At 72.9% G+C, this 11,983-nt stretch carries 11 protein-coding genes; 10 read left to right on the top strand and 1 reads right to left on the bottom strand.

Annotation, left to right across the window (positions count from 1 at the left end; translation table 11 throughout):
* Positions 1-49: 49 nt before the first annotated feature.
* The 10 genes from IE316_RS32070 (at position 50) to IE316_RS32025 (ending at position 11,276) form a co-directional block, all read left to right on the top strand.
* Entirely contained in the window at positions 50-985 is a 936-nt protein-coding gene (locus IE316_RS32070) for a carbohydrate ABC transporter permease (RefSeq protein WP_190208056.1), read from the top strand.
* Complete coding sequence (locus IE316_RS32065; RefSeq protein WP_190208055.1) at positions 982-1,878, top strand: carbohydrate ABC transporter permease; 897 nt, start codon at positions 982-984, stop codon at positions 1,876-1,878. Before IE316_RS32070 ends, IE316_RS32065 begins: the two co-directional genes overlap by 4 nt.
* A complete protein-coding gene (locus IE316_RS32060; protein ID WP_190208054.1) occupies positions 1,875-3,032 on the top strand; it encodes a Gfo/Idh/MocA family protein in 1,158 nt (385 codons plus the stop codon). Before IE316_RS32065 ends, IE316_RS32060 begins: the two co-directional genes overlap by 4 nt.
* A complete protein-coding gene (locus tag IE316_RS32055) occupies positions 3,029-3,874 on the top strand; it encodes a DUF6807 domain-containing protein (RefSeq protein WP_190208053.1) in 846 nt (281 codons plus the stop codon). Before IE316_RS32060 ends, IE316_RS32055 begins: the two co-directional genes overlap by 4 nt.
* Positions 3,871-5,376, top strand: coding sequence for a glycoside hydrolase family 43 protein (locus tag IE316_RS32050; RefSeq protein WP_190208052.1), 1,506 nt, complete (start codon positions 3,871-3,873; stop codon positions 5,374-5,376). Before IE316_RS32055 ends, IE316_RS32050 begins: the two co-directional genes overlap by 4 nt.
* 72 nt (positions 5,377-5,448) lie before the next feature.
* Positions 5,449-6,810: an ABC transporter substrate-binding protein gene (locus IE316_RS32045; RefSeq protein ID WP_190208051.1), complete on the top strand. Its 1,362-nt coding sequence runs from the start codon at positions 5,449-5,451 to the stop codon at positions 6,808-6,810.
* A gap of 106 nt (positions 6,811-6,916) precedes the next feature.
* A complete protein-coding gene (locus IE316_RS32040; RefSeq protein WP_190208050.1) occupies positions 6,917-7,690 on the top strand; it encodes a rhamnogalacturonan acetylesterase in 774 nt (257 codons plus the stop codon).
* A 33-nt stretch (positions 7,691-7,723) separates the two neighbouring features.
* Positions 7,724-9,049, top strand: coding sequence for a pectate lyase family protein (locus IE316_RS32035; RefSeq protein ID WP_190208049.1), 1,326 nt, complete (start codon positions 7,724-7,726; stop codon positions 9,047-9,049).
* Between the two features lie 69 nt (positions 9,050-9,118).
* Complete coding sequence (locus tag IE316_RS32030; protein ID WP_190208048.1) at positions 9,119-10,228, top strand: pectinesterase family protein; 1,110 nt, start codon at positions 9,119-9,121, stop codon at positions 10,226-10,228.
* Positions 10,218-11,276: a dienelactone hydrolase family protein gene (locus IE316_RS32025; protein ID WP_190208047.1), complete on the top strand. Its 1,059-nt coding sequence runs from the start codon at positions 10,218-10,220 to the stop codon at positions 11,274-11,276. Before IE316_RS32030 ends, IE316_RS32025 begins: the two co-directional genes overlap by 11 nt.
* On the opposite strand, the gene IE316_RS32020 is transcribed toward IE316_RS32025, so the two are convergent.
* Positions 11,267-11,836, bottom strand: a complete 570-nt coding sequence (locus tag IE316_RS32020; RefSeq protein ID WP_190208046.1) for a SigE family RNA polymerase sigma factor — start codon at positions 11,834-11,836, stop codon at positions 11,267-11,269. The two genes, IE316_RS32025 and IE316_RS32020, sit on opposite strands and share 10 nt — an antisense overlap.
* Between the last annotated feature and the right edge of the window lie 147 nt (positions 11,837-11,983).

Genomic DNA, 11,983 nt, shown 5'->3' with positions numbered 1-11,983 from the left:
GCGCTTCCTGCGCGACCCGCGCACGACGTACCGAGAACGGAGAACAGTCATGGCCCAAGCCGCAGCCGTGGCGAAACCGCCCGCGCCACCGAGGCGGCGCCGTGCCTCCGCCACGCCGCGCAGGCTCCCGTACCTGCTGATCGCCCCGGCGGGTCTGCTGATGCTGGGCTTCATCGCCTACCCGGTCATCAGCGTCTTCTACTACAGCCTCCAGGACTACAACCCCACCAAGCCGTGGCGGAACGGCTACGCGGGCTTCGGGAACTTCACCAAGATCTTCACCGACGACCCGGTCTTCTGGGACACCCTCGTCTTCAGCGCCAAGTGGGTCTTCGTCGAGGTCGGACTGCAACTGCTGTTCGGGCTCGCGCTGGCGCTGATCGTCAACCAGACCTTCGTGGGCCGGGGCCTGGGCCGCGCCCTGGTCTTCTCGCCCTGGGCCGTCTCCGGCGTCCTGACCTCCGCGATCTGGGTGCTGCTCTACAACTCCCAGACCGGCATCACCCGTTACCTTGCCGACCTGGGCATCGGCTCCTACGGCACCAGTTGGCTGTCGGACACCTCCACCGTCTTCCCGGCGGCGATCGTCGCCGACCTCTGGCGGGGCGTGCCCTTCTTCGCGATCCTCATCCTCGCCGACCTCCAGTCCGTCTCCAAGGACCTCTACGAGGCCGCCGAGGTCGACGGGGCCGGCCGGCTCAAGCAGTTCTGGCACATCACGCTGCCGCACCTGAAGGACGCGATCATCCTCTCCACCCTGCTGCGCGCGGTGTGGGAGTTCAACAACGTCGACCTGCTCTACACCCTGACCGGCGGCGGGCCCGCGGGCGAGACCACCACCCTCCCGCTCTACATCGCCAACACCTCCGTCGAGTCCCACGACTTCGGCTACGCGTCGGCGCTGACCACCGTCGCGTTCGTGATCCTGCTCTTCTGCTCGATCGTCTATCTGCGGCTGAGCAAGTTCGGAGGCGACAACAAGTGATCACCAAGGAAGCCACGGTGGCCGCCCCCGCCCCCGCCCCGGCCGCCCCCGCCCCGCCGCGCCTCGCGAAGAAGCGCCCCGCCTGGGACGAGGTCCCGCGCTGGCAGGTCTATCTGCCGCTCGGCGTCTACCTGGTCTTCACCCTCGTCCCGTTCTACTGGATCCTGCTGTTCTCGCTGCGCCCGGCCGGCTCCACCTCGCTGGTGCCCTGGCCGATGACCTTCGAGCACTTCGAGAAGGTCTGGACCGAGCGCAGCTTCGGCACCTACTTCGGCAACAGCGTCCTGGTCGGCCTCGCCACCCTGGTGATGACCACGGCCGTCGCCCTGGCCGGCGGCTACGCCCTCGCCCGGTTCGACTTCAAGGTCAAACGGGTGTTCATGCTGGCGCTGCTCTGCTCCCAGTTCGTGCCCGGCGCGCTGCTCCTGGTCCCGCTCTTCGAGATCTTCGCCGAGCTGCGGATGCTCAACTCCCTGGGCAGCGTCATCATCGCCGAGACGGTCTTCCAGTTGCCGCTGTCGATGATCCTGATCAGCAACTTCATCAAGAACGTGCCGTACTCCCTGGAGGAGGCCGCCTGGGTGGACGGCTGCGGCCGGCTGCGGGCCTTCCGCATCGTCGTCCTGCCGCTGCTGCGCCCCGGTCTGATCGCGGTCGGCTCCTTCGCCTTCGTGCACTCCTGGAACCACTTCCTGTTCGCCCTGATGTTCCTCAACAACCAGAGCAAGCAGACCATCCCGGTCGGTCTGAACACCCTGATGAGCGCGGACAGCGTCGACCTCGGCGCGCTCGCCGCGGGCGGCATCATCGCGGCCGTCCCCGTCGTGATCGTCTTCGCCTTCATCCAGAAGTGGCTGATCACCGGCTTCAGCGCGGGGGCGGTGAAGGGGTGAACCCGCTACCCGTCGTCCTCGCCGGCGCCCGCGGCCACGGCCGCTGGCACGTCGCCAACCTGCGCCGCCTGCAGCGGGCGGGCCTGGTCCGCCTGGCCGGCGTCTGCGAACTGACCCCGCTCACCGAGGAGGAGTACGGCGGCGACCTGCCCGAGCAGTCCGCCGACCTCGGCGCCCTGCTGGACACCACCGGCGCCCGGATCGCGGTGATCTGCACGCCGATCCCGACCCACACCGACCTGGCGCTGACCGCCGCCCGCCGGGGCGTCCACCTGCTGCTGGAGAAGCCCCCGGCACCGTCCTACGCCGAGTACCGGCGGATGGCCGACGGGGTCGCCGAGGCCGGCGTGGCCTGCCAGATCGGGTTCCAGTCGCTGGGCTCGGGCGCGGTGCCCGCCATCCGGGACCTGATCGCCCAGGGCGCCATCGGCGAGGTCACCGGGATCGGCGGGGCCGGCGCCTGGGTCCGCGACGAGGCGTACTTCCGGCGGGCGCCCTGGGCCGGGCGGCGCCGGATGGACGGCGCCGACGTGGTCGACGGGGCGCTGACCAACCCCCTCGCGCACGCCGTCGCCACCGCCCTCGCGCTCGGCGGCAGCACCCGCGCCGGGGACGTGGACCTGATCGAGACCGAGCTGAACCGCGCCAACGACATCGAGGCCGACGACACCTCCTGCGTCCGGATCACCCCCGCGGCCGGCCCCCGGGTCACCGTCGCCGCGACCCTGTGCGCCGAACGCGCCGGGGAGCCGTACGTCCTGGTGCACGGCAGCCAGGGCCGGATCACCTTCTGGTACAAGCAGGACCGCGTCCTGCTCCAGCGGGCCGGCCACGGCCCCGAGGAGTACGAGTACGGCCGCACCGACCTGCTGGAGAACCTCGTCGACCACCTCACCACCGGCGCCGCCCTGCTGGTGCCGCCGGAGGCGACCGGCGCCTTCATGCGGGTGGTCGAGGCCGTCCGGTGCGCCCCCGACCCCGAGCCGCTGCCCGCCTCCGCCTGGCACCGGACCGACGCCGAGCGCCGCCGGGTGGTCCCCGGCGTCGACGCCCTGGTCGCGGGCGCCGCCGACACCCTCGCCCTCTACACCGAGCTGGGCGCCCCCTGGGCACCGCCCGTGCGGCACCCGCAGAAAGAGGTGAGCACCCGATGACCGGCACCGACTCCCCGGTCCTGCGCGTCGCGGGCCGCCCCGTGGCCCGGTACGTGGTCCGGCCCGAGCTGCCCGCCCGGCTCTCCCCGCGCCCGTACCTGCACCCCGTCACCACCCTGGCCGGCACCGCGGTCACCGAGTCCGCCCCCGCCGACCACCCGCACCACCTCGGCGTCGGTGTCGCCGTCCCCGACGTCGAGGGGCACAACTTCTGGGGCGGGCGCACCTACGTCCGCGACCAGGGCCCGACCGAGCTGGACAACCACGGCACCCAGCGGCACACCGCCTTCCCGCTCCGCGACCCCGACGGCTTCGTGGAGGAACTGCGCTGGACCGCCGCCCGTGCCGAGCTGTTCCGGGAGCGCCGTACCGTCGCGGCCACCGACCTCACCGACCGGGCCTGGGCACTGGACCTCACCTTCTCCCTCACCAACGTCACCGCGGGCGCCCTGACCATCGGCAGCCCCGCCACCAACGGCCGGCCCGGCGCGGCCTACGGCGGGTTCTTCTGGCGGGCCCGCAAGGAGGCCACCGCCCCGGACGTCTTCACCGCCGGCCGCGCGGGCGAGCGGCAGGTGCACGGCACCGCCGCCGACTGGCTCGCCCTGGTCGGCTCCACCTGGTCGCTGGTCTTCGCCGGCGCCACCGGGCGCACCCGCCGCGACCCGTGGTTCGTGCGCACCGAGGAGTACCCGGGCGTCGGCTCCTCCCTCGCCCACGACACACGGCTCACCGTCGGCCCCGGCGACACCCTGGTCCGCCGGATCGTCACCGTCGTCGCCGACGGCCGCCTCGACGAGCAGGGCGCCGCCGCCCTGGTCCGCAAGGCGGTGAGCCCGTGACCACCTACACCAACCCGGTGCTGAACGCCGACTGGTCCGACCCGGACGTGATCCGCGTCGGCGACGACTTCTACCTGACCGCCTCCAGCTTCGGCCGGGTCCCCGGACTGCCCCTGCTGCACTCCCGCAACCTGGTCGACTGGACCCTGGTCGGCCACGCCCTGGACCGCCTGGAACCGGCCGCCGCGTTCGCCGTGCCCCGGCACGACTGCGGGGTCTGGGCCCCGGCCCTGCGCCACCACGCCGACCGCTTCTGGATCTTCTGGGGCGACCCCGACCACGGCGTCTACCAGGTCAACGCCCCCGCGATCCGCGGCCCCTGGACCCGCCCGCACCTGGTCAAGGCCGGCCGGGGCCTGATCGACCCCTGCCCGCTGTGGGACGAGGAGACCGGCGAGGCGTACCTGGTGCACGCCTGGGCCCGGTCCCGCTCCGGCGTCAAGAACCGGCTCACCGGCCACCGGATGCGCCCCGACGGCACCGGCCTCCTGGACGAGGGCAAGGTGATCGTCGACGGCGACCGCATCCCCGGCTGGTTCACCCTGGAGGGCCCCAAGCTCTACCGGCACGACGGCTGGTTCTGGATCCTCGCCCCCGCCGGGGGCGTGGAGACCGGCTGGCAGGGCGCCTTCCGCTCCCGCGACTTCTTCGGACCGTACGAGGAACGGGTCGTCCTGGAGCAGAAGGACACCGACGTCAACGGCCCCCACCAGGGCGGATGGGTGCGCACGGCGGTCGGGGAGGACTGGTTCCTGCACTTCCAGCAGCGCGGCGCGTACGGCAGGGTCGTCCACCTCCAGCCGATGCGCTGGGACGCGGCGGGCTGGCCGGTCCTCGGCGACGACGGCGCTCCGGTCGCCTCCTACCGGCGGCCCGCGCTGCCGCCGCAGGTGCCGGCCGCGCCCGCCACCGACGACGACTTCCCCGGCGGACGGTACGGCCGCCAGTGGCAGTGGACCGCCAACCCCCGGGAGGGCTGGGCCACCCAGCACTCCGGGGACGGGCTGCGGCTGACCTGCGTCCGCTCGGCCGACGCGCACGACCTGCGCCGGCTGCCGAACGTCCTCACCCAGCGGCTGCCCGGCCTGCCCGGCGCGGTCGAGGTCGACCTCCGCCTGGACAGCGAGGAACCCGGCGCGCGGGCCGGGCTGGCGGTCCTCGGGGACGCGTACTGCTGGATCGGGCTCCAGCGGGGCGCGGACGGCGCGGTGCACCTGGTGCACCGGTTCGCCGAGACGGTCGCCGACGCCGAACGGGACGCCGCCCACGCCCGGCCCGCCCCGCAAGGACGCGTCCGGCTCCGCATCGACCTGGGCGCCGGGGCCCGCTGCCGGTTCTCCTACGACCTCGGCGAGGGCCCGCGCCCCTCCGGGCAGGTCTTCGCCGCCACCCCCTGGCGCTGGGTCGGCGCGCTGCTCGGCCTGTTCGCGCTGGCCCCGGCCGGACCGGGACCCGCCGGCACCGCCGCGTTCACCCGGTTCCGGATCACCACCGCCCCCTGAACCTCCCCCCACGCCCCTGGCACGTGCACCTGCCCGACCCATCCGCTCGATCTCGAAGAAGAGAGCCGACCAATGAAGAGCAGCAATCGCAGCAGCAGCCCCCGCAGGCGCCGGACGCCGGCCGCCGTCGCCCTGGGCGCCGTCCTCGCGCTGACCGCCACCGCCTGCGGAGACGACGGCAGCGGGGCGGGCGGCGACAAGGGCGCCGAGGGCAGCGGCAAGGGCAAGATCGTCTTCTGGGACAACAACGGCGGTGTCCGCACCGACGTCTGGAAGACGATCATCGCCGACTTCGAGAAGGCCAACCCGGACATCGACGTGGAGTACGTCGGGATCGCCTCCACCGAGTACCAGTCCAAGGTCGACACCGCCATCCAGGGCGGCGGCCTGCCGGACGTCGGCGGGGTCGGCGCGGCCATGCTCGCCGGGTTCGCCGCGCAGAACGCGCTGGACCCGCTGGACGACCGGCTCGCCAAGTCCTCGCTGAACGGCAAGCTCAACGAGGACATGGTCGAGTCCCTGAAGGCGGCCGGCGGCGACGACGGCACGCTGTACTCGGTGCCGACCTCCGCCAACAACGGCGTCCTCTACTACCGCACCGACCTGTTCGACAAGGCCGGCCTCAAGGAACCGACCACCTGGGACGCGTTCTTCGAGGCCGCGGAGAAGCTCACGGACAAGGGCAAGAACCGGTTCGGCTACACCATCCGCGGCGGCGCCGGGTCGATCGCCCAGGCCCTGGACGCGATGTACGGGCAGTCCGGCATCACCTCGTTCTGGGACTCCTCCGGCAAGAAGACCACCCTCAACGACCCGAAGAACGTCGAGGCGCTGGAGAAGTACGCCGGCCTCTACAAGAAGGTCACCCCCGCCGCCGACCTCAACAACGACTTCACCAAGATGGTCGCCCAGTGGGACTCCGGCACGATCGGCATGCTCAACCACAACCTCGGCTCGTACCAGGACCATGTGAAGGCGTTCGGCACGGACAAGTTCCGCGGCATTCCGCAGCCGGTCGGGTCCACCGGCAAGCGGGTGCAGGTCTCCAACCCGGTGGACGGGCTCGGCCTGTTCAAGAGCAGCAAGAACAAGGAAGCCGCCTGGAAGTTCATCGAGTTCGCCACCTCGCACGAGCAGAACTCGAAGTTCAACGAGTCGGCGGGCCAGGTGCCGGCCAACAACGACGCGGCGAAGGACGCGTGGATCTCCGAGGCGGAGCCCACGAAGCTGGCGGCCGAGGCGCTGACCGACGGTTCCACGACGATCGTGCAGTTGCCGTACTACCTGCCGGACTGGAACACCGTTTCCAAGGCGGACAACGAGCCGAACTTCCAGAAGGTGCTGCTGGGGAAGATGTCGGCGAAGGATTTCCTGGACGGGATGGCCGAGGAGCTGAACGCGGCGCAGAAGGAGTGGGACGAGCAGAAGGGGTAGTTCTTTTCGGGTTCGCCGTGGGCGGTCTGTGGTTTTCGGGCCGCGGGCCGTCCGTGGCCGGCCGCGCAGTTCCCCGCGCCCCTAGGTCATCTGGAAGGTTCACGGTATGTCCCTCAGCCGAAGACAACTCACCGGCGCGGCGATCGCCGCCGTTCCTCTTCCCTTCGCCGCGGGCGGCAAGCGGCCCGGACGGACGCTCTACATCGCCGGTGATTCCACCGCCGCGCAGAAATACGCCGACGCCGCGCCCGAGACCGGGTGGGGAATGGCGCTGCCGTTCTTTCTCCGCAACGACATTCCCGTCGCCAATCACGCGGTGAACGGGCGGAGTTCGAAGAGTTTCGTCGACGAGGGGCAACTGGAGGTGATTCTGGGGGAGATCCGGCCGGGGGACCTGCTGCTCGTGCAGTTCGGGCACAACGACGAGAAGAAGGAGGACCCCACCCGGTACACCGAGCCCTGGTCGACGTACCAGCAGTACCTGCGGAGGTACGTCGAGGGGGCCCGGGACCGCGGTGCGCGGCCGGTGCTGGCCACCCCCGTCGAGCGGCGCCGGTTCGACGCCGCCGGGACCGCGCTGCCGAGCCACGGGGAGTACCCGGCGGCGATGCGGGCGCTGGCCGCCGCGGAGGGCGTGCCGCTGCTGGACGTCCAGGCGCTGTCGCTGGCGCTGTGGCAGCGGCTCGGCGCGGAGGCGACCAAGACGTACTTCAACTGGACCGCGACCGAGCAGGACAACACGCACTTCAACCCGCCGGGCGCGATCGAGGTCGCCCGGATCGTCGCGCGGGAACTGCTGCGCGCCCGGGTCCTGGCCCACCGGGACGTGCGCCGGCTGGACGCCGGCATCCCCGCGTCCTGGATCGACTGGCCCGCGTAACCCACGCATTCCTCGCAGAAGGAGAGCCGCACCATGAACAGACATGTATGGCATGGGCATGCCATGAAGAGAGCGACCGTCCTGGCGGGCTGCACGGCCGTCGTACTGAGCCTGGCGGGCGTCCCCGCCCAGGCCCACGGCCACCACCGCGACCCCGCCCGGCAGACGCTGCCGGCCTCGGACGGCTGGGCCGCCCAGGGCACCGGCACCACCGGCGGGGCCGCCGCCGAGGCCGGGCGGGTGTTCACCGTCCGCACCTGGGCCGAGTTCAAGCAGGCGCTGGCCGTCCAGGGCACCGCGCCCCGGATCATCAAGGTGAAGGGCACCATCGACGCCGTCTCCGAGGGCTGCGAGGCGTTCGCCGTCCCCGGCTACGACTTCGGCGCCTACCTGGCGGCGTACGCGCCCGAGACCTGGGGACTGGACACCGATCTGAGCGCCGAGCCCGACGACAGCCCGGAGGGGCTGCGCCGCGCCTCCGCCGCCCGGCAGGACCAGGCCATCAAGGCGAACGTGCCCGCCAACACCACCATCATCGGCGTCGGCCGCGACGCCGGCCTCAAGGGCGCCAGCCTCCAGATCAAGGGCGTCGACAACGTCATCGTCCGCAATCTGACCCTGGAGAGCCCCGTCGACTGCTTCCCGCAGTGGGACCCCACCGACGGCACCCAGGGCAACTGGAACTCCGAGTACGACAGCGCCGTCGTCTACGGCTCCACCCACGTGTGGCTGGACCACAACACCTTCACCGACGGCGAGCACCCGGACAGCGCGGCCCCGACCTACTTCGGGATGCTGTACCAGCAGCACGACGGGCAGTTGGACATCGTGCGCGGCGCCGACCTCGTCACCGCGTCCTGGAACGTCTTCACCGAGCACGACAAGACGATCCTGATCGGCAACAGCGACAGCGAGTCCACGGCCGCCGGCGACCGCGGGCACCTGCGCGCCACCTTCCACCACAACCTGTTCAAGGACCTGGTCGAGCGCGCGCCCCGGGTCCGCTTCGGCCAGGTCGACGTCTACGACAACCACTTCGTGGCCGGTGACGACTACTCCTACAGCTTCGGCATCGGCAAGGAGTCCGCGCTGGTCGCCGAGTACAACGCCATCACCCTGCCCGCCGGGATCAGCCCCGCGAAGGTGCTCAAGAAGTGGAGCGACGCGCCGGTGACCGCCGCCCACAACCGCGTCAACGGCCGGCCCGTGGACCTGATCGCGGTGCACAACGCGGAGATCCCCGCCGAGACCCTGCGCTCCGGCGCGGGCTGGACGCCGACCCTGCGCACCAAGGTCGACCCGGCGAAGGCCGTCCCCGCCCTCGTCGGCCGCGGCGCGGGCGCCGGCAAGCTGCGCTGACCCGCCCCCCGAACCGGGCCGGGGCGACCGCACCGCCCCGGCCCACCCGCGCCCCGAAGGAGCACCCGCATGCACCGACCTCCCCTGACCCGCCGGGGTTTCCTCCTGGCCGGCGCCGGCACGGGCGCCGCCCTCGCCCTCGCCGCCGCACCCGCCACGGCCGGCCCCCGCCCGTTCGGCCGGTACGGCTCCCCGGCCGCCCGCCGCACCCCGAGGACCCTCTACGTCGACCCGCGCGGCCGGGGCGACTTCACCACCGTCCAGGCCGCCGTCACCGCCGCCACCGGCAGCGGATGGACCCTGGTCCTCGCCCCCGGCACCTACCGCGAGACGGTCACCGTCGACGCCACCCGCACCGACGCCACCTGGATCGGCGCCGCCGAGGACCCCCGGGCCACCGTCATCGTCTACGACAACGCCGCCGGCACCCCCAAGCCGGACGGCTCGGGCACCTACGGCACCAGCGGCTCGGCCACCACCACCGTGGGGGCCGACGGCTTCACCGCCCGCTGGATCACCTTCGCCAACGACTGGCTGCGCGCCGACCACCCCAACTGGACCGGCACCCAGGCCGTCGCCCTCAAGGCCCAGGGCGACCGCACCGCGTTCTTCCACTGCCGGTTCCTCGGCCACCAGGACACCCTGTACGCCGACACCCGCGCCCTGGACCACTTCGCCCGCCAGTACTACGCCCACTGCTACGTCGAGGGCGACGTCGACTTCGTCTTCGGCCGGGCGACCGCGGTGTACGAGCGCTGCCACTTCCGCACCCTGGTCCGCACCGACCTGGCCGCCGCCCCGTACGGCTTCGTGTTCGCGCCGTCCACGGCGGGCGCCAACCCGCGCGGCTACCTGGTGACGGAGAGCAGGGTCAGCGGCGCGGCCCCCGACGGCTACTACAAGCTGGCCCGGCCCTGGGTGCCCAGCTCCGACCTCACCGCCCGCCCGATGCTCACCGTCCGCGACAGCAGGCTCGGCGCGGGCATCGACGCGGTCGCGCCCTACGCCGACATGCGGGACGCCTACCCGTGGCAGCAGCAGCGCTTCCGGGAGTACCGCAACACCGGGCCCGGCGCCGCGATCACCGTCCCCGAGAACCGGCCCCAGCTCACCCGCGCCGAGGCCGCCGCGCACACCCGCCGGGCCTACCTCGGCGACTGGCGGCCGGATGCCCGCTGAGCTGCCCGGCTTCCACCCGGCACTCACCGCGGAGCTGACCTTCCCGCTGGCCTGGGGGACCGCGCCGGTCCGGGACTTCGGGCAGTGGCGGCGGGCGGCCCGCGCCAAGGTCGAGGAACACCTCTTCGTCGACCGGCAGGACGCCACGCCGTACGCCCCCGAGTTCTCGGCCCGCGCGGACGGGGACGGCTACCGGCGGGAGCTGGTCACCGTCTCCCTCACCCGCTACGCCCGGGTCCGCGGCGCCCTGCTCACCCCGCACGGCCCCGGGCCCTTCCCCGCCGTGCTGCTCCTGCACGACCACGGCTCCCGCTTCGACATCGGCAAGGAGAAACTGGTCCGCCCCTGGTACGACGGCACCCGGCGGGCCGCCGCAGAGGAGTGGGCGGCCCGGCACTTCGACGGCCGCTTCCCCGGCGACGAACTCGCCCGGCGCGGCCATGTGGTGCTCTGCTTCGACGCCTACGGCTGGGGCGACCGCGAGCCCCTCACCTACGAGCACCAGCAGGCCGTCGCCAGCACCCTGCTGCACCTCGGCAGCTCGCTGGCCGGGCTGATGGCCCGCGAGGACGAACGCGCCGCCGGGTTCCTCGCCTCCCTCGACCGGGTGGACGCCCGGCGGGTCGCCACCCTCGGGTTCTCCATGGGCGGCTTCCGCGCCTGGCAGACCGCCGCGCTCAGCGACGCCGTCACCGCCGGGGCGAGCGTGTGCTGGATGACCGGTCTGAAGGGGCTGCTGGTGCCGGGCGGCAACACCTTGCGCGGCCAGTCCGCCTTCCACATGCTGCACCCCGGGCTGGCCCGGCACCTCGACCTGCCCGACGTGGCGAGCCTCGCCGCGCCCAAGCCGATGCTGTTCCTCGGCGGCGCCCAGGACCCCCTGTTCATCGCCGAGGGCGTCCGCACCGCCTACGACAGGCTGCGCGCCGTCTGGCGTGCCCTCGGCGCCGCCGGCCGGCTCCGCGCGGAGCTGTGGCCGGACACCGGTCACGCCTTCCCCGCGCGGATGCAGGACGAGGTGTTCACCTGGCTCGCGGCTCAGTCGTAGCTCGCGTCCGCGAGGCCGCCCGTCCTGGCCACCGCCGCGCGCACCGTCCGCGCCGGCCCCCGGCCGCCGAGCAGCCGCTGCAACTCGGCCATCGCCTTGGACGTCTGGCTCTTCACCGTGCCCACCGAGACGCCCAGGGCGAGCGCGGTGTCCTTCTCGGAGAGGTCGGCCGCGTGCCGCAGCACCACACAGGCCCGCTTGCGGAACGGCAGTTGCCGCAGCGCCTCGCGCACGTCGACGACGCCCGGCACGTCCGGGTTCTCCGCCCGTTCCTCGCGCTGCGCCCAGAACAGGGCGATCCGGCGGCGCTCGCGTACCGCGCTGCGCACCCGGGTACGGGCCAGATTGGCGACCACCCCGCGCGCGTACGCCACCGGGTGCTCGGCCGCGCGGACCCGGTCCCAGTGGTGCCAGAGCGCCAGCAGGGCGTCGGCCGCCAGGTCGTCGGCGCCGTCCCGCTCGCCGGTCAGCAGGTGGGCCAGCCGGGCCAGTTCGGCGTAGTGGCGCTCGAAGAAGGCGTGGAACTCCGCGGCGGCCGCGTCGTCGGCGACTGTCCTCACGGGCGTCTCCCTCCCGGCGGCGGACCCGGCGTCGAACAGCCGTACGCCGGGGACGGGACCGGCACTGTAGCAGCGCCCCGCCCGGATCCGTACGGCACGTCGAACACCGTGTGGCCCGCCGAACCGGGTTTCCGCCACCCGGGCAGC

It is taken from the genome of Streptomyces fumanus (assembly GCF_014655295.1).
GTDB lineage: Bacteria > Actinomycetota > Actinomycetes > Streptomycetales > Streptomycetaceae > Streptomyces > Streptomyces fumanus.
Note: the sequence above shows the minus strand (reverse complement) of the source record. Positions and strands in the feature narration are given on the sequence as shown.